The sequence below is a fragment of the Promicromonospora sp. Populi genome, assembly GCF_041081105.1.
In the GTDB taxonomy this organism is placed as follows: Bacteria; Actinomycetota; Actinomycetes; order Actinomycetales; family Cellulomonadaceae; genus Promicromonospora.
This window is the reverse complement of sequence record NZ_CP163528.1, coordinates 2,197,876-2,215,891: the sequence shown is the minus strand read 5'-3', so window position 1 is coordinate 2,215,891 and position 18,016 is coordinate 2,197,876. Positions and strand designations below refer to the sequence as shown.

Here is an 18,016-nt window from a genome sequence, read left to right as displayed (position 1 = left end):
CGCTCCTGGTCAACCCGGGCAGCGTGGGCTGGCCCGCCTACGAGGACGACAACCCGCCACACCGGTTCGAGGTGGCCGCGCGGACATCGCCCACGTGCCGCGGACCGGTCGCCTCGCCTGACGGCTCGGAAAAGTTTTACCCATCTGAAACGCGTGTCTCACCGCAGTGGGCAGATTGAAACTAGGTTTGTCCCCATGGACCTCGCGACGTTCAACGCCCTGCCCGCCGCCGATGCCGCGGAGACGGTCCGGCCGTGCGCCGACATCAGTTCCTGGGTGGACGAGATAGTCGGCCAGGCCCTACCTCCGCCGCGACCAGCTGCTGCTGCGCGCCATGCGCGCCGCCGCCGAGTGGGACGCCGCCGACGTCGAAACCGCGCTCGCGCACCACCCGCGGATCGGGGAGCGTGCCGCGGGCGACAGCACCGAGGCGCGCCTGTCCCGCACCGAGCAGCCCACCGCGGCCGAGGCGACTGCCGCCCGGATCGCCGAGGGCAACGCCGCGTACGAGGCGAGGTTCGGCCGGATCTTCCTGGTCCGGGCCGCCGGGCGCACCGCAGAGGACATCCTCGCGAACCTTACGGAGCGCCTGACCAACGATCCCGCCGTCGAAGCCCTGGTCACGGCCGAGCAGCTGCGCCAGATCGCGCTGCTACGGCTGGAGACGCTCGTCGAGGAGCCCGCCCCGGACGCGGAGACCGCCCCGGACGCCGTCGAGGTAGCGCAGTGAGCACCGCCTCCACCCACGTGCTCGACGCCGCGCGCGGCCTCCCGGCCGCGGGGCTGACGGTCGCCCTGGGCACGCAGCAGGCGGTGACCGACGACGACGGCCGCGTCTCCTGGGGCGAGGTCACGCCAGGGCGGCACGTCCTCACGTTCGCCGTCGGCGACTGGTTCGGAGCCCAGGACCGGGAGACGTTCTTCGGGCAGGTGGTGCTCGACGTTGTGCTCGGCGCCGACCACACGCACGTCGCCCTGCTGCTGAGCCCGTTCGCCTACACCACCTACCGGGGGAGCTGAATGTCGATAGTCCTGGGACCCAACCAGTACGGCAAGGCCGAGGTGCGGCTGGTGCGCGTCGACCGGGACACCCCGCGGCACCACATCACCGACCTGAGCGTGACCTCGCAGCTGCGCGGCGACTTCCGGGCCACGCACGAGTCCGGGGACAACGCGGGCGTCATCGCCACCGACACGCAGAAGAACACGATCAACGCGTTCGCCCGCGACGGGGTCGGCTCGCCGGAGACGTTCCTGCTGCGGCTCGCGCGGCACTTCCTCACCTCGCCGCAGGTCACGGGCGGTCGCTGGGCGGCGGAGCAGTACGGCTGGGAGCGCATCCCGCCCGGTCCGCCGACGGCGCCTGGACCGGACGGCGCCGCCCCCGCCGTCGGGCACGACCATGCCTTTGTGCGGGGCGCGGCCGAGCGCCGCACGGCGCTCGTGCACGCCGACGACTCGGGCCTGACCGTGCTGGCCGGCCTGCGCGACGTCACGGTGCTCAAGTCGACCGGCTCGGAGTTCTCCGGGTTCCCGCGCGACCGGTACACAACCCTGCCCGAGGTCGACGACCGGATCCTCGCGACCGACGTCACCGCCTGGTGGCGGTACACACCGTCGTTCACCGAGACCGCAGGCCCGGCGGAGTATGACGAGCGGTTCGCGGCGGTCCGCGCGATCCTCCTGGAGGCGTTCGCGAACCTGCACTCCCTGGCACTGCAGCAGACCGTGTTCGCGATGGGCAAGGCGGTGCTGGAGGCGTATCCCGACATCGCCGAGATCCGGCTGTCCTGCCCCAACAACCACCACTTCCTCGTCGACCTGGAGCCGTTCGGCCTGGACAACCCCGGCGAGGTCTTTTTCGCCGCCGACCGGCCGTACGGGCTGATCGAGGCAGCGGTCCAGCGGTCAGGCCCGGCCGTCCCGGAGCACCCCGTCTGGTCGACGATCGGAGGATTTGTATGAGCGACAGGCTGATCGGGTCCGAACGGGTGCTGGTCGAGGGGGAGCTGCGCCCGGCGGTGCTGCGGACCGAGGGCGATCGGATCGCCCAGGTGTGGTGGGGCACTTCCGACCCCGACAAGGTCGCGGCCCACGACGACGGGATGCTCGGCGCCCCGCCCTCCCGGTCGGCGGCGGTCTGGAAGCTCGGCGATCGCGTCGTCCTGCCCGGTGGTGTCGACACCCACGTGCACGTCAACGAGCCGGGCCGCACCCACTGGGAGGGGTTCACGTCGGCGGCACGTGCCGCGGCGTACGGCGGGGTGACCACGATCGTGGACATGCCGCTCAACTCGATCCCGCCCACCACCAGCGTGGAGGCGCTGCGGGTCAAGCAGGCGGCGGCCCGGGCCGCGTCGGAACGACTGCCGGACGACGAGGAGTGGCAGAGCGGTCGCCTGCCCTGCGACGTCGCCTTCTGGGGCGGCGCCGTGCCCGGCAACGCCGACGACCTGGAGCCGCTCTGGGACGCGGGCGTCCTGGGGTTCAAGTGCTTCCTCGCTGACTCGGGCGTCCCCGAGTTCCCGCCGCTCGGCCCGGACGAGCTCTTGGTCGTCATGGACCGCCTTGTCCGGTTCGACGGTCTGCTCGCGGTGCATGCCGAGGACCCGGCCGTCCTTGCCGCGGCGCCGCACCCGCAGTCCCGCGCCTACTCCGACTTCCTGCTCTCCCGCCCGGACGAGGCCGAGACGACGGCGGTCCGGACGCTGCTCGACGCCGTCCGCGAGACCGGCGCGCGAACGCACGTGCTGCACGTGTCCTCCGCCCGCGTGCTCGACCTGCTCCAGGAGGCCAAGGAAGAGGGCCTGCCCGTCACCGCCGAGACCTGCCACCACTACCTGGTGTTCGACGCCGAGCACATTCCCGACGGCGACGCCGCCTACAAGTGCTGCCCGCCGATCCGCGACCGGGGCAACCAGGACGCGCTCTGGGACGGGCTGCGCGCCGGGATCCTCGACTGCGTGGTCAGTGACCACTCGCCGTCGTCGCTCGCGGAGAAACGGCTCGGCGGACCGGTCGGCGAGACCGACCTGCAGGCCGCCTGGGGTGGCATCTCTGGTCTCCAGACCGGCTTCGTCGCCCTGGCCGACGCCGCGCGACGGAGGGGCGTACCCCTGCCGGAGGTGTCCCGCTGGACGTCGGCGAACACCGCGGCGCTGGTCGGCTTGGACGGGGGTGACCGGCCGAAGGGTGTCATTGCCGAGGGTGCGGCCGCGGACCTCGTCGTCTACGACCCCGAAGCCGGCACCACGATCGACGCCGCGCAGCTCGCACACCGCAACCCCGTCAGTGCCTACGACGGCATGACGGTCGTGGGCGCGGTGACTGACACGGTGCTGGGCGGGCGGATCGCGGTGTGGTCGTTCGGCGAAGCAGTGGCGCACGGCAACATCGACGGTGGCACCTGGCGACCAGCGAACGACGTCGAGCACATCCGCGGCGACGGCCGCTTGATCGCCCGGCCCGGCAGCGCCGCCGCCGAGCGGGCGGGGAGGTCCGCATGACGCAGATTCATCCGCCTGCGCGGCTGCTCATGGGCCCCGGGCCCGTCGACGCCGACCCGCGGGTGCTGCGGGCCATGGCCGCGCCGCTCGTCGGGCAGTTCGACCCGTTCATGACCGACACCATGACAGAGGCCATGGGGCTGTGGCGCACCGTCTGGGACACCGCCAACGAGCAGACCCTCCTCGTGGACGGCACCTCGCGCGCCGGGATCGAGGCGGCGCTGGTGTCCCTGCTGGAGCCGGGCGACCGGGTGCTGGTCCCGGTGTTCGGCCGGTTCGGGCATCTGCTCGCCGAGATCGGTGCCCGGGCCGGCGCCGAGGTGCACACGATCGAGACGGGGTGGGGCACGGTTTTCGACCCGGGGCAGATCGAGGACGCCGTCCGCCGCGTCCGGCCCCGGGTGCTCGCCGTAGTGCACGGGGACACCTCGACGACGATGGCGCAGCCGCTCGCGGACCTCGGCCGGATCGCGCACGAGCATGACGCCCTGCTCTACGTCGACGCCACGGCCACGCTCGGCGGCAACCCGTTCCACACCGACGAGTGGGGCATCGACGCGGCGACGGCCGGGCTGCAGAAGTGCCTGGGCGGCCCGTCGGGCAGCGCGCCCGTGACGCTCTCGCCCGAGGCAGTCGCGGCTGTCAACAGACGCAAGCAGGTAGAGGCGGGGATCCGTACCGCGGACGACGCCCCGCCGTCGGGCACCCCGATCCGCTCCAACTACCTCGACCTCGCGCAGATCATGGACTACTGGGGGCCGCGCCGCCTCAACCACCACACCGAGGCCACGTCCATGCTCTATGCGGCGCGCGAGTGCGCCCGCCTGCTGGCCGCCGAGGGTTTGGGTAACGCGGTGGACCGGCACGCCCGGCACGGCGTGGCCATGGCCGCCGGAGTGCTCGGGCTCGGCCTGGAGATCTTCGGCGACATGGCCCACAAGATGCACAACGTCGTGGCCGTGCGCATCCCCGATGGCGTGGACGGCGACGCCGTGCGCGGCGGGCTCCTGGACAACTTCGGCATCGAGATCGGCACGTCGTTCGGCCCGCTGCACGGTGTGGTCTGGCGCATCGGGACCATGGGCTTCAACGCCCGCCGGGACGCGGTGCTCACCACGCTGGCCGCCCTGGAGCACGAGCTCCGCCGCGCCGGCCACGCGCCCCCGTCGGGTGGTGGCGTGGCCGCCGCCCTCACCTCGTACGAAGACGTCGATGAGGAGGGGCGACCGTGAGTGAGATCGGGTCCAGTGGGTGGGTTCTCGAGCGGTGCGATGAGCTGACGCGGTACTCGTCGCGGGGGGACGGGCTGGAGCGGGTCTATCTCTCGCCCGAGCATGCTGCCGCCAACACCGCGGTCGCCGCGTGGATGCGGGAGGCCGGCCTCGACACCGAGACCGACGCCGCGGGCAACGTCTGGGGCCGCCGCGCCGCCGACGGCACACCCCAGCGCCCCGCCACCCCGGGCGAGCCCGCGCTAGTGCTCGGGTCGCACCTGGACACCGTGCCCGACGCCGGGCGGTACGACGGGATGCTCGGCGTGGTGCTCGCCATCGCCGTCGCGCACCGGCTGCGGGACGAGGCCCTGCCGTTCGCGCTGGAGGTGGTGGGCTTCTCCGACGAGGAGGGCACCCGGTTCGGCAAGGCGCTGCTGGGCAGCTGCGCGGCGTCGGGCCAGTGGGACCCGGCCTGGTGGGACCAGGCCGACGCCGACGGCGTGCCGCTGCGCGAGGCGTTCCTGCAGTTCGGGCTCGCCCCGGACCGGGTGGGCGACGCCGCCCGGGACCCGGCCGACCTGGTCGGCTACCTGGAGGCGCACATCGAGCAGGGGCCGGTGCTTCAGGAGCGGGGCCTGCCGCTCGGGTACGTGACCACCATCGCGGGGGCGCGGCGGTTCGTGCTGACCGTGACGGGCGAGGCCCGGCATGCGGGCGGCACCCCGTTCGCCCGACGCCGGGACGCGCTGGTCGCCGCCGCGCACCTCGTCACCCGCATCGAGGAGCTGGCCATCGCCGCCGACTGCCTCGCCACGGTCGGCGACATCCGCGTGGAGCCCGGGGCCGTCAACGTCATCCCCGGCCGGGCCGAGCTCACGCTCGACCTGCGTGGCCGCACCGACGCCGGCCGCGACGCGCTCTGGGAGCAGATCGTGACGGCCGGCCGCGAGATCGCCCAGGGGCGGGGCGTGACGTTCGAGTTCGCCGAGACCCATCGGGCGCCGTCGACCGCCTGCGCCCCGCGGCTGAGCGAGGCCGTGGCGGCGGGCATCGTGTCCGCGACCGGCACGACGTCGGACACCAGCGCCGCGGCGCCATTGGACTCAGCGCTGGGGCTCTGGAGCCCCGCCGGCCACGACGGCATGGCGATGGCCGCCGTGACCGACGTCGGCATGCTGTTCCTGCGCTGCCGCGACGGGATCAGCCACCACCCGGACGAGCACGTCGAGCCCGCGGACGTGGGCGTGGCCCTCGACGCGTTCACGGCGGCGGTGCTGGCGCTGGCCCGCGCCGCCGTCCCTGAGGAGGCCCGATGAAGTCGTTCGCCACCAAGCCGCTCGAGGACCGGATCGCCGCCGGCTACCGCGACCTGTCGCCGCAGGAGCGCCGCGCCGCCGACGCGCTGCTCGACCACCTCGGCGACCTGGGGACGTACCGCGCCACGGAGCTCGCCGAGCTGGCCGGGGTGTCCAAGGCGACGATGAGCCGCCTGTTCCGCAAGCTCGGCTACGAGGACTTCGAAGGGCTGCGGGAGCACCTGCGGGCCCAGCGCGGGCGTGGCCTGCCGATAGCGGTGGACCCGTCGCCCGGCCTGCGCGAACGGCTGGAGCAGGAGGTCCGGAACCTGGAGAAGGTCTACTCGGCGCTCGACGACGCCACGCTCGACCAGATCGCCTCCGCGCTCGCCACCGCACGCGACGTAGTGGTGGTCGGACGCCGGGGATCGCTCGGGCAGGCTACCCAGCTGCGGCGCAACCTGACCCAGGTGCGCGGCCGGGTGCACCTCGCGCCCGCTCCCGGTCAGTCGCTCGCCGACGACCTCGTGGGCCTCGGCCCCGAGGACGTGGTCGTTGTGGTCTCGATCCGCCGGCACGCGTATCGGGTGGCCGAGATGGTCGAGGCCCTGCTGGCCGACGGCGTGCGTGTGCTCCTGCTCGCCGACTCCAGCCTGCGGCACCTCGCCGGCAGCGTGACCTGGTGGATCGAGTGCCCCATCACTACCGACGGTGCCTTCGACTCGATGGTGGCGCCGGTGAGCGTGGTGGCCGCCCTGTCGGACCGGGTCCACGAGGTGCTCGACGGCGCCGGCGCCCGCGTCGAGGCGATCGACGCCCGGTACGCGCTGCTGCGCGAGATCGACGAGGGGTGAGCCTTAGGTGGATCTGGACATCAACACCGTGCGCATGGCCCGGACCCGCGCCGACTGCGCGCTGCGGCCCGGGGAGGCCTTCCTGGGCGGCGGCACCTTCCTGTACTCCGAGCCGGTGCCCGCCGGGGTGACGGGCCTGGTGGACCTCACTGGGTTGGGCTGGGAGCCATGGTCCGTCGACGGGTCGGGGCTCCGGGTCTCCGGGACGTGCACGCTCGAGGAGCTGGTTGCCGGGCCGGGTGCGCTCGGTGCGGCGTCGGGCACGTCCGACGTGGGGTCCGGGCCGTACCGTGCGCTCGGGATCGTCGGTGAGTGCGTCTCGGCGCTGTCGCTGTCGCCGAAGGTCGCCCGGACCGCGACGGTCGGAGGGAATCTGGCGCTAGGACTGCCGGCTGGGTCGATGGCCGGGCTGTTCGCCGCGCTCGACGCGTTGGCGGTCGTGTGGACGCTCGACGGCGGCTGCCGCGAGGTGCCGGTGTCGTCCCTGGTCACGGGTGCGGGGGTCGTCGACCTCGCGCCGGGGGAGGTGCTCCGGGAGATACGGGTGCCGGCGGCGACCCTCGGTCAGCGCACGGTGTTCCGCCGCGCGTCCCTGACTCCGACGGGCCGGACGGCGGCGATGGTGACAGGTCGGGCACTGTCGTCGTCGAGGCTGGATGGAGACGTGCCGCCGCGCGTGCGGCTGGTGCTGACCGCCTCGGTGCCCGCGCCCATAGTGCTGGAGCTGGGGCCGGGCGAGCACGGGGAGCTGGACCGGTTGATCGACGGGATCGACGCCTCCGCCTGGTACGAGGACACGCACGGCATTCCCGCGTGGCGCGCCGCGATGACGCGGCGGCTGGCGCACGAGGCGTTCGAGGAGCTAGGCGGGACCGCATGAGGATCGACGGCGCAGACGTCACGGCAGAGCCGCGCCCCGGTCAGTGCCTGCGTACCTACCTGCGTGAGCAGGGCACCACCGCCGTGAAGAAGGGCTGCGACTCGGGCGACTGCGGCGCGTGCACCGTGCTGCTCGACGGCGCGCCCGTGCAGTCGTGCCTGATCCCGGCGCACAGGGCGACCGAGTCGGAGGTGGTGACGGCCGCCGGGCTGGGCCGGTTCGGACCGGGCGGCGAGCCGGACGCCGACGCCGACCACCTGCATCCCGTGCAGCGCGCGTTCGTCGAGGCGGCCGGGTTCCAGTGCGGTTTCTGCACGGCCGGGATGGTCTGCACGGTCGCCGGCACGCCGGCGCTGAGCGCGCTCGCGGCGAACGGGCCCGATGCCGCCCACCCGCACGGCACCGCCGAAGAGCTCAAGGGCAACCTCTGCCGCTGTACCGGGTACCGCTCGATCCGCGATGCGCTCGCCGGTCGCGTGAACACCGAGGCCGCGGAGCCGGGGGACGCGTTCGGCCGGGCCGTCGTCACGCCTGCCGCCGCACGGATCGTGAGCGGACGCGAGGCCTACACCCTGGACGAGCCCGCGCCGCCCGGGCTGCTGCACGTCGCGGTGCTCGGCAGCCCGCACCCGCACGCCCGGATCATCCGGATCGACGCGACTGCGGCCCGCAGCGCGCCCGGTGTGCACCTGGTGCTCACCCACCACGACGTCCCGGACATCCTCTACTCGACGGGACGGCACCAGAACCGGCTCGACGACCCCGACGACACCCGCATCCTCGACCCCGTCCTGCGGTTCGTGGGGCAGCGGGTGGCGTTTGCCGTCGCCGAGACGCTCCGCCAGGCGCGCGACGCGCTCGCCCTGGTGGCGGTCGAGTACGAGCCGCTGCCCGCCGTCTTCGACCCGGAGGCCGCCCGGCGGCCGGGCGCGCCCCTGCTACACCCCGGCAAGACGCCCGACATGCACCGGGTCGAAGAGGCGAGCCGCAACGTCGTCGTACAGATTCATGAGGAACATGCCGAACCCGGGAACGACGGCGTCGAGGCGGCCTTGGCCGCCTCCGCCGCGACCGTGACCGGCACCTGGACCACCGACCGCGTGAACCACGTGGCCCTGGAGACGCACGGCGCCCGCGCCTGGGTGGAGCCGGGGCCTGGCGGCGCCCCGGAGGCCGCCGTCCTGCATGTGCGCACCTCCACCCAGGTGCCGTTCCTCGTGCGCGACGAGCTGGCTCGGATCCTGGACCTGCCCGCCGACCGGGTCCGCGTGGTCGCCGGGCGGGTTGGCGGCGGGTTCGGGGGCAAGCAGGAGCTGCTCGTGGAGGACATCGTGGCCCTCGCGACCCTGCGCACCGGCCGGCCCGTGCAGTGGGAGCTCACGCGTGAGCAGCAGTTCACGATGGTGCCGTGCCGGCACCCGATGCGCGTCACGGTCCGCGCGGGAGCCTCCGAGACCGGGGAGCTGACGGCGCTCGCCATCGACGTCCTGGCCGACACCGGCGCCTACGGCAACCACGCGCCCGGCGTCCTGTTCCACGGCCTGCACGAGTCCATGGCCGTCTACCGCGCCCCGAACAAGCGCGTCGATGCCGAGTCGGTCTACACGAACAACGTGCCGTCCGGGGCGTTCCGCGGGTACGGCGTGGGGCAGATGCAGTTCGCTATCGAGGGCGCGATCGACGAGCTGGCCGCGCGCCTCGGCATCGACCCGGTGGAGATGCGGCGGCGGAACGTGATCCGGCCGGGTGACCCGTTCGTCGTCGGTCAGCCCGTGGAGGGGGACCTGGAGTTCGGGTCCTACGGGCTCGACCAGTGCCTCGACCTCGTCGAGAACGCACTGGCCACGGGGCGGGGCGACGCAGTCCCGGACGGCTGGGTCGAGGGGAGCGGCGTCGGGCTCGCGATGATCGCGACCATCCCGCCGCGCGGCCACCACACGCACGCCCGCGTGACTGTGGGAGCCGACGGCGACTTCGTGGTCGACGTCGGCACCGCCGAGTTCGGCAACGGCACCACTACCGTGCACGCCCAGATCGCCGCCACGGAGCTCGGGGTGCCGATGGCGCGGGTGCGGGTGCGCCCGTCGGACACCGCGACCTCGGGCCACGACACGGGCGCCTATGGCTCGGCCGGCTCGGTGGTGGCGGGCCTGGCGGTCCAACGAGCGGCGGCGGCCCTCAAGACCAAGCTGGACCAGTCGAGCGCTGGACAACAGGTGGGGTTGAGCGGGGAAGCCACCCATGACGGGTCGCCTCGGTCCGTCGCGTTCAACGTGCACGGGTTCCGGGTGGCCGTGCAGCGGGAGACCGGGCAGGTGCGGATCCTGCGGTCGGTGCATGCCGCCGACGCCGGAGTGGTGATCAATCCCGAGCAGCTGCGCGGCCAGATCGAGGGCGGCGTGGCCCAGGCGCTCGGCTCGGCGCTGACGGAGCGGATGGTGGTGCGCGACGGCGTCGTCGTGACGCGCGCGCTGCGGCACTACCGGGTGCCGCAGATCGCGGACGTCCCGGACACGGAGGTGCTGTTCGCCGACACGTACGACGCTCTCGGCGTCCGCGGGGCCAAGTCGATGAGCGAGGCCCCGTACAACCCGGTCGCCCCGGCGCTGGCGAACGCGATAGCGGACGCCACCGGTGCGCGCCCGCGCGACCTGCCGATGCAACAGGACCGGCTGTGGGAGCTGCTGCGCGCGAAAGCAGCCGCATCGACCGGCCGTGCGGGTCACGACGGGTGAAACGAACGTTTCGTGCGGGTGACCTGCCGGGAACGCAATTGAAATCCGGTGGTGCGAGCATCGGGGAGTGACCAGCCCTACCGAGACGTCCGGCACCTCCGTCGGCTCCGACGACGAGACGTGGCTCATCCGCGCCGTCGAGGTCGCCGCCCAGAACGTGGCCGACGGCGGTGGCCCCTTCGGGGCCGTCGTCGTGCGCGAGGGTGTCGAAGTGGTGGCGGCCGGGAACCGCGTGACCCGCGACCTCGATCCCACGGCGCACGCCGAGGTGGTGGCGATCCGGGGCGCGTGCCGGGCCCTGAACACGTTCTCCCTGGCCGGGACCACGCTCTACGCCTCGTGCGAGCCGTGCCCGCTGTGCCTGTCGGCGGCGCTGTGGGCGCGCGTTGACCGGGTCGTGTTCGCCGCAGACCGGCACGACGCCGAGCGGGCGGGCTTCGACGACCGCGAGTTCTACGAGCTCCTCGAGCGCGACCGGTCGACGTGGCCCAACCCCGTCGTCGAGCACCGGATCGCGCGGGCCGGGGAGCCCTTCGAGGTGTGGCAGCTGCACACCGCCCGCGTCCCGTACTGACCAGTCCCCACTCTTTAGCACTCAGACACAGCACCCACCCAGCACACCTGGAGAACCACTCATGATGCTTTCCCGTCCTGGGCGCGCGCTGCGCCTGACGGCCGTCGCGGCCGCTGCCTCGCTCGCACTCGCGGCCTGTGCCTCCGGCGACGACGCCCCTGCCGAGGGGGAGGGCCTCGGCGACCTCACGGTCCAGCTCTCCTGGATCAAGAACGCGGAGTTCGCCGGCGAGTTCATGGCCGACGACCAGGGCTACTACACGGACGCCGGCTTCGGCGCCGTCACGTTCAACGCGGGACCGGGCGCGACCGAGAACCTCGTGGCCTCCGGTGAGGCCGACTTCGGCCTCACCAACGCCGTGACGGTGGGCCAGGTAGTCGCCAACGAGGACGCGCCCATCAAGATCGTGGGCACCACGTTCCAGAAGAACCCGTTCACGATCCTCTCCCTGGCCGACGGCGGGAACATCGCGACCGTCGAGGACCTCGTGGGCAAGCGGATCGGCGTGCAGGACGGCGGAAACGGCCTGTTGTTCGCGGCGTTCCTCGCGGCCAACGGCCTGACCGAGGACGACGTCGAGATCGTGCCGGTGCAGTACGACCCGCAGCCGCTGGTCAACGGCGAGGTCGACGGGTTCCTCGCCTACCTGACCAACGAGTCGATCACCGTCGCCGCGCAGGGCGAGGAGGTCACCAACCTGCCGTTCGCCGACAACGGCCTGCCGTTCGTCGCGGAGTCGGTCATCGCCACCGACGAGACCATCGCCGAGCGCCCCGAGGTCGTCAAGGGGTTCCTCGAGGCCGAGATCAGGGGCTGGACCGACGCCTGCGCGGACCTGGAGGCGAGCGCGCAGCTCGCCGTCGAGGAGTACGGCGCCGACCTGGACCTCGACCTGGCCAAGGAGGTCGAGCAGAACACCGTCCAGTGCGAGGAGCTGATCCACTCCGACGAGACGGCCGAGAACGGCCTCTTCACGATCAGCGACGAGCTGCTGGCGCAGAACATGGCGACGTTCGAGGCCGCCGGGATCGACGCCGCCCAGGAGGACGTCTTCGACCTGTCGCTCCTTGAGGAGCTGCTGGCGGAGAAGCCTGAGCTCAGGGGCTGATCGTGTCCGTCACCGATACCTCGACCAACGCCGGCCCCGCCCAGGAGGGCGGGGCCGGCACCGGCCTGCACATCGCCGGCCTGTCCAAGACGTTCGGCTCGGGCCGCAAGGCGGTGCCCGCGCTCGACGACGTCACGCTGCACACCGACCAGGGCAGCTTCCTGTCCCTGCTGGGCCCCAGTGGCTGCGGCAAGTCGACGATCCTGCGGATCCTCGCGGGCCTGGAGCTGCCGACGTCGGGCACCGCAAAGGTGGACGGCAAGGACCCGAAGCAGCTGCGCGCGGGCCACGAGCTCGGGATCGCGTTCCAGGACCCGGCTCTGCTGCCCTGGCGGTCGGTCGAGTCCAACCTGCGGCTCCCGTTCGAGGTCTCCGGCGAGAGCGTGGACCGTGCGCTCGTGGCCGAGCTGATCCGGCTCGTGGGCCTGACCGGCTTCGAAAAGGCCAAGCCGGGCCAGCTCTCGGGCGGCATGCGCCAGCGGGTGTCGATCGCGCGTGCCCTGGTGGTCAAGCCGTCGGTGCTGCTGCTCGACGAGCCGTTCGGCGCGCTGGACGACATGACCCGGCAGCGCCTCAACCTGGAGCTGCTGCGGATCTGGACCGAGAAGCCGGCCACCACCCTGATGGTCACGCACGGCATCTCGGAGGCGATCTTCCTGTCGGACCAGGTGGCGGTCATGAGCCCCCGCCCCGGCCGGATCAGGGAGGTCATCGAGGTGGACCTGCCGCGCCCGCGCCTGCCGGAGATGATGCGCGCCCCCGAGTTCCACGCCCTGCACGACCGGGCCTCGGAGCTCCTGTTCGCGGGCGACGATGCCTGAGCGCGCCCGGGCCCGGCTGGGCGGCTGGCTGGGCGGTGTGGCGGGCCTGGCCGGTCTGGTCGTGCTGTGGTGGCTGCTCGCGGTCACGGTGTTCGACGGTTCGTCGATGCCGACGCCGCCCGGTGTGCTGCGCCAGTACGCCGCCGACGGCTGGGCGTTCTACACGAACAACTTCTCCGGCACCGTCGTGGAGGCGCTGATCGGGTTCGCGTGGGGCAACGGTCTGGCGCTCGTGCTGGCGGCCCTCGTGCTGCTCACGCCCCGGCTGGAGCCCGTGATCTCGCAGATCGCCGTCATCAGCTACTGCGTGCCGACCATCGCGGTCCTGCCGATCCTGTACATCGTGCTCGGCCCGCCGGACGCCGGGGAGCCCTCGCCGACAGCGGTTGTGCTGGCGGCCCTGTCCGTCTTCTTCACCACCGTCGTCGGGGCCGTGCTCGGCTTCCGGTCGGCGGACCGCGCGGCGCTCGACGTCGTGCGCGTCTACGGCGGCGGCCGCTGGAAGCAGCTCGTCACGGTGCAGCTCGTGTCCGCGCTGCCGGAGATCATCAGTGCGCTGAAGATCGCGGCGCCAGCCGCGTTCCTGGGCGCGATCCTCGGGGAGTACATCGGCGGGGTGGACCGCGGCGTCGGGCCCGCGCTCATCGCCGCGGGCCAGGGCCTCATGGTCGAGCGCGCCTGGGGAATCATGTTCGCCTGCGCGCTGGTGGCAGGGCTCGGGTACGCGGCGTTCGGCCTGCTGGGCCGGGTAGCGGTGCCGTGGTCGACCGGAGGGGGACAAGGATGAGGGGGCTGACAGCAGGCCTCGGCAAGGCGCTCGGTACCGCGCTGCTCATGCTGGCGATCCTCACGACGGTCTGGGTCGTGTCGGTAGCGCTGGTCGACAACACGTTTGTCGCCAAGGGCCCCGCCGAGGTCTACGAGTTCCTCTTCACCGCCGACGACGCCGCCGAGACCCGCGCGCAGCTCGCCGCGGCCCTCGGCGTCACGCTGGGTGACGCCGCGATCGGGTTCGTGGCCGGGATGCTGGCCGCGACCGTCGCGGCTGCCCTGATCGTGCTGTCCAGGCCGATCGAGACCGCCGTTTTGCCGGTCGCCCTGATCCTGCGCGCTGTGCCGCTCATCGCGCTCACGCCGATCATCCGGCTGCTGTTCTCCGACGAGCTGGTGCGCGTCGCCGTGGTCTCCGGGATCGTGGTGCTGTTCCCGGCGCTGGTGAACATCGTGCAGGGGCTGCGCTCGGTGTCCGCGCAGATGTCCGACGTCGTGCACGTGTACGGCGGCGGTCCCCTGGCCCTGCTGGTCCGGGTGGCGTTCCCGTCCGCGCTGCCCGCGCTGTTCGCGTCGTTGAGGATCTCCGTGCCGGGCGCGATCACGGGCGCCCTGCTGGCGGAATGGCTGATCACCGGCCGGGGGATCGGCAGCCTGGTGGTCAACGCCGTCGGCCGCTCCGAGAACAACCTGGTCTGGGCATGCGTGCTGGTGGTGACGCTGGCCTCCCTCACCCTGTACCTGCTGGCCCAGATAGCGGAGTCCCTCATCCTGTCCCGCCGCCCGTGACCGGCCGGCGCGCCGTCGGGGTGGTGCTGGCCGCGGGGGCCGGGTCCCGGTTTGGAAAGGCCAAGGGCTTGGTCCGGGCCGACGACGGGGTTCCGTGGGTCCAGCTTGCCTGCCGGGCCCTGGTCGACGGCGGGTGCGCCGAGGTCGTCGTTGTGCTGGGGGCGCAGGCCGAGGAGGCCGAGGAGGCCGAGGCGCTGGTGCCGGCCCGCGCCACGGTGGTGGTCGCGGCCGAGTGGGCGAGCGGGATCTCGGCGTCGCTGCGCACCGGCCTCGCGGCAGCCGGGGAAACCGAGGCCGACGCCGTCGTCGTCTCCCTCGTGGACCTGCCCGGACTGCGGGCCGCAGCCGTGCGCCGGGTCCTGGACCGGGCCGAGGACCCTCTCCGTCGCGCCCTCGCCCGCGCCACCTACGGCGGCAAGCCGGGGCACCCCGTGCTGATCGGGCGCGCGCACTGGTCGACGCTGGCCGCCGTCGTACACGGGGACACGGGCGCCGGGCCCTACCTGCGCGCGCACGGAGCGGCCGCCGTGGACTGCACGGACCTGGGCGGCGGGGACGACGTCGACCACAGGATCGACCACAGAACCGACCACAGGTAGGGCTATCCCCACCCGGCCGTTCGGGGTCTCCCCTGACCTTTCCCCGGTCTTCCTCCTATTCCGTCCAAATCCGTCGCCGCGAGCGATCCGCCTACGTAGTGTCGGAGTCGTGGAGGCCACCGAGCTCGCTCGTCTGCAGTTCGCCCTGCTGGCGGCTGTGCACTTCCTCTTTGTGCTGCTCACGCTCGGCCTCGGTCCCGTCGTCGCGATCTTCAACACGCGCTGGGTGCGCGCGAGGGAGCACCGCTTGCTCGTCTTCGAGAACGCCACCCGGTTCTGGGGTCAGCTGTACCTCGTGAACTACGCACTCGGCATCGCCGCCGGGATCGTGCTGGAGCTGCAGTTCGGCCTCCACTTCCCGGGTCTGCTCGACGTCGCGGGCGAGGTCTTCGGCGCGCCGCTGGCCGTGGAGACCCTCGTGGCGTTCTTCCTGGAGTCGACCCTGCTCGGGCTGTGGGTGTTCGGCTGGCACCTGTTCCCGCGCGCGCTGCACGCGGGCATCTTCTGGGCGGTGGTGCTGACCGGCTACGCGTCCGCGTTCGCGGTGATGGTGGCCAACGGGTTCCTGCGCAACCCCCTGGGGTACGTGCTGGAGGGGCCGCCCGACGCGCAGGTCGCGCGCATCACCGACGTCGGGGCGCTGGTCACCAACCCCGCCGCGCTGCTGTCCGGGCTGCATGTCGTGGGGGCGTGCCTGATGGCCGGCGGGTTCGTTCTCGTGGGGGTCTCGGCGTGGCACCTGCGCCGCACCGGGAGCGGCTTCCGGCTGCCGACCGGGCCCGACGAGGACCTCTGGCGGCACTCCATGCGGGCCGGTATCTGGACCGGTGTGTTCGGCGTGCTGCTCACGCACGGGTTCGGCTACGCCCAGTTCGCGTACTACGACACGGACTCGCTGGACGGGAACGCCGCCATCGCAGTCCTCTTCGGGCTCATGGTCATGATCGCCAACCTCACCATGCTCGCCGCCCTCGTGCTGCCGTTCCTGCTGATCGGCGGGGCGATGTTCCGGATGCGCGGCCGCCGCGCCCTGTACGTGCTGCTCACGGTGCTGCTGCCCCTGCCGTTCGTCGTGGCGCTGATGGGCTGGCTCGTGCGCGAGCTGAGCCGCCAGCCCTGGATCATCCAGGGTGTCCTGCGCGTCGACGAGGCGACCTCCGACCAGTCCAGCCGGGCCGTGCTGGCCTCGCTGGTGCTGCTCGTGGGGCTCATGGTCACGCTCGCGGTCCTGGACTGGTGGGTGCTGGGCCGGCTTGCCCGGGCAGGCACCAGCCGCCTCGTGCTGGGGGCCGCGGCCGCCGACGTCCTGCGTGAGGACGACGCCGGAGCCGACGTGCTGCTTCGCTTCAGCGACGCGCCCGGGCCGGGGGCGGCCCGATGAACGCCGCCACCTGGGCAGTGCTCCTCACCGTCCTGGTGACCGGGTGGGTGGTGCTCGACGGCGCGGTCCAGGGCGCCGGCGCGACCCTGCTGCACGAGCGCGCCCCCGACGGGAGCGACAGACGGCGCGAACCGGTGGAGCGCCGGGTGGTGCTGGCCGCCGTCGGGCCGCTGCTGCTGGCCGGGGAGGTGTGGCTCGTCGCCGGGCTCGGCGTGCTGGTCGGCGTGTTCCCGCATGCCGAGACGGAGCTGGTGAACGCCGGGTACCCCGTTGCGGTCACGCTCATCGCCTCGTGGGCGCTGCGTGATGCCGGGATCTGGCTGCGCAGCCGACGCCCCGGGCGGGTGTGGCGGGACGGGTGGGACGTTGTGCTCGTCGTAGCGAGCATCACGCTCGCCGGAAGTTGGGGCGCGCTGCTCGGCGTGGCCTGGGGGAGCGGCCTGGCCGCGCTGGCCATGGGTGTCCTGGCGGTGGTGGTGACGCGTCTGCACGGGGCCGCCGTCGTCGCCTGGCGCCTGCGCCGTACGGGGCCGCTGCCGGTCGCCGTCACCTCCGTGATGATCGCGGCCCCCGTGGTCGGGACGGCGATCGCGGCCTGGCCGCGGCTGGTCGACGGCGGGATCTCCGCCGACGCCATGGCCGCGCTCGGCGTCGTGGCGCTGGTCGCGCTGCCGATGATCCTGGTGCTGCAGGTCGTCGCCTGGTGGCTCGTGTCCCGCCCGCTGGGCCGGCGCGACACGGTGTTCTTCTGAGGCCGGAACTTCAGTCTCGAAACGGACTTATCGCTCCAATGCGTCCCGAGATGCCGGTAAAGTCCTGCTCACCATGACCATGAAGAACCGCATCATCTGTGCGCTGCTCGGCGCGCTGGCCTTCGCTGCCGCAACCCTGCTCCTGCCCTGGGTCCCGGATGCGCTCGTTGCGCTGCTGGGCACCGGTGGTGTGCTGTTGTTCCTCTCCGCGCTCGTGCTGCCGACGAACACCCGCCAGCCGCCCGTACACAGCCTGACGATCCTCGACAAGGGCTACCTGACGCCCGCGGAGATCCATCAGGTGCTCGGGATCTGGCTGCCGTCGGGCAGCTCCGACCTCGACGCGCGCGGCGCGCAGTGGACGGTGGCCCGGCACGTCGCCAAGTGGCGGGCGGACCACGTGGTCAACGTGATGGACTTCCACGGCGTCGTCGCGGAGCGGCGGATCGATCTGTTGTCGGTGGTGCAGTGGGTCGGGGTGCAGCTGCTGCCCGCGTTCCTCGGCCTGCTGTTCCTGATCCCCACCCTGGCGCTGACCGGGTTCGAGCTGATCGCGAACAACTTCTTGCAGACCCTCCTGCTCTTCGCGATCTGGGGCACCGTCGCGCTGATCGTGCGCGGCGTCCTCGAGAAGCACGTGATCCACCGGTTCGTGTGGGAGCCGGAGCTCACGCCGGACGGCACGCGGTTCGTGGAGCGCTGACGGAGCGTTGACGGAGCGTTGACGAAGAGTGTCG

General features: G+C 72.7%; 18 protein-coding genes. All 18 read left to right on the top strand.

What is annotated here, in order from left to right; genetic code table 11:
• Positions 1-334: 334 nt before the first annotated feature.
• The 18 genes from AB1046_RS10105 to AB1046_RS10020 all read left to right on the top strand — a co-directional run bounded on the left by AB1046_RS10105 (position 335) and on the right by AB1046_RS10020 (position 17,982).
• A complete protein-coding gene (locus tag AB1046_RS10105) occupies positions 335-730 on the top strand; it encodes a 2-oxo-4-hydroxy-4-carboxy-5-ureidoimidazoline decarboxylase (protein ID WP_369374890.1) in 396 nt (131 codons plus the stop codon).
• On the top strand, positions 727-1,020 hold the full coding sequence (locus tag AB1046_RS10100; protein ID WP_369374888.1) for a hydroxyisourate hydrolase: 294 nt from the start codon (positions 727-729) through the stop codon (positions 1,018-1,020). Before AB1046_RS10105 ends, AB1046_RS10100 begins: the two co-directional genes overlap by 4 nt.
• Positions 1,021-1,965, top strand: a complete 945-nt coding sequence (gene pucL / locus AB1046_RS10095; RefSeq protein WP_369374886.1) for a factor-independent urate hydroxylase — start codon at positions 1,021-1,023, stop codon at positions 1,963-1,965.
• Positions 1,962-3,506 (top strand): allantoinase AllB, encoded by a 1,545-nt coding sequence (allB, locus tag AB1046_RS10090; protein WP_369374884.1) that lies wholly within the window; start codon positions 1,962-1,964, stop codon positions 3,504-3,506. The genes pucL and allB overlap by 4 nt, the downstream gene beginning before the upstream one ends.
• Positions 3,503-4,738, top strand: a complete 1,236-nt coding sequence (locus AB1046_RS10085) for an alanine--glyoxylate aminotransferase family protein (RefSeq protein ID WP_369374882.1) — start codon at positions 3,503-3,505, stop codon at positions 4,736-4,738. The genes allB and AB1046_RS10085 overlap by 4 nt, the downstream gene beginning before the upstream one ends.
• A complete protein-coding gene (locus AB1046_RS10080) occupies positions 4,735-6,036 on the top strand; it encodes a M20 family metallo-hydrolase (protein WP_369374879.1) in 1,302 nt (433 codons plus the stop codon). The genes AB1046_RS10085 and AB1046_RS10080 overlap by 4 nt, the downstream gene beginning before the upstream one ends.
• Complete coding sequence (locus tag AB1046_RS10075) at positions 6,033-6,869, top strand: MurR/RpiR family transcriptional regulator (protein ID WP_369374877.1); 837 nt, start codon at positions 6,033-6,035, stop codon at positions 6,867-6,869. Before AB1046_RS10080 ends, AB1046_RS10075 begins: the two co-directional genes overlap by 4 nt.
• A gap of 7 nt (positions 6,870-6,876) precedes the next feature.
• Positions 6,877-7,749, top strand: coding sequence for an FAD binding domain-containing protein (locus AB1046_RS10070; protein WP_369374875.1), 873 nt, complete (start codon positions 6,877-6,879; stop codon positions 7,747-7,749).
• A complete protein-coding gene (locus AB1046_RS10065; protein ID WP_369374873.1) occupies positions 7,746-10,484 on the top strand; it encodes a molybdopterin-dependent oxidoreductase in 2,739 nt (912 codons plus the stop codon). The genes AB1046_RS10070 and AB1046_RS10065 overlap by 4 nt, the downstream gene beginning before the upstream one ends.
• A gap of 67 nt (positions 10,485-10,551) precedes the next feature.
• A complete protein-coding gene (locus AB1046_RS10060; RefSeq protein WP_369374871.1) occupies positions 10,552-11,058 on the top strand; it encodes a nucleoside deaminase in 507 nt (168 codons plus the stop codon).
• 61 nt (positions 11,059-11,119) lie between these two features.
• Entirely contained in the window at positions 11,120-12,166 is a 1,047-nt protein-coding gene (locus AB1046_RS10055; RefSeq protein WP_369374869.1) for an ABC transporter substrate-binding protein, read from the top strand.
• A gap of 2 nt (positions 12,167-12,168) precedes the next feature.
• Positions 12,169-12,987 carry an ABC transporter ATP-binding protein gene (locus AB1046_RS10050; RefSeq protein WP_369374867.1) on the top strand — a complete coding sequence of 273 codons (819 nt, stop codon included), beginning with the start codon at positions 12,169-12,171 and terminating at the stop codon, positions 12,985-12,987.
• On the top strand, positions 12,980-13,774 hold the full coding sequence (locus AB1046_RS10045) for an ABC transporter permease (RefSeq protein WP_369374865.1): 795 nt from the start codon (positions 12,980-12,982) through the stop codon (positions 13,772-13,774). The genes AB1046_RS10050 and AB1046_RS10045 overlap by 8 nt, the downstream gene beginning before the upstream one ends.
• The gene (locus AB1046_RS10040) at positions 13,771-14,547 is read left to right on the top strand and encodes an ABC transporter permease (RefSeq protein WP_369374863.1); all 777 of its coding nucleotides are present in this window, start codon (positions 13,771-13,773) and stop codon (positions 14,545-14,547) included. The genes AB1046_RS10045 and AB1046_RS10040 overlap by 4 nt, the downstream gene beginning before the upstream one ends.
• Positions 14,544-15,146: an NTP transferase domain-containing protein gene (locus AB1046_RS10035; protein WP_369374860.1), complete on the top strand. Its 603-nt coding sequence runs from the start codon at positions 14,544-14,546 to the stop codon at positions 15,144-15,146. The genes AB1046_RS10040 and AB1046_RS10035 overlap by 4 nt, the downstream gene beginning before the upstream one ends.
• A 109-nt stretch (positions 15,147-15,255) precedes the next feature.
• Entirely contained in the window at positions 15,256-16,527 is a 1,272-nt protein-coding gene (locus AB1046_RS10030; RefSeq protein ID WP_369374858.1) for a cytochrome ubiquinol oxidase subunit I, read from the top strand.
• The gene (locus AB1046_RS10025; protein WP_369374856.1) at positions 16,524-17,279 is read left to right on the top strand and encodes a cytochrome d ubiquinol oxidase subunit II; all 756 of its coding nucleotides are present in this window, start codon (positions 16,524-16,526) and stop codon (positions 17,277-17,279) included. The genes AB1046_RS10030 and AB1046_RS10025 overlap by 4 nt, the downstream gene beginning before the upstream one ends.
• Before the next feature lie 73 nt (positions 17,280-17,352).
• Positions 17,353-17,982: a hypothetical protein gene (locus AB1046_RS10020; protein WP_369374853.1), complete on the top strand. Its 630-nt coding sequence runs from the start codon at positions 17,353-17,355 to the stop codon at positions 17,980-17,982.
• Positions 17,983-18,016: the final 34 nt, after the last annotated feature.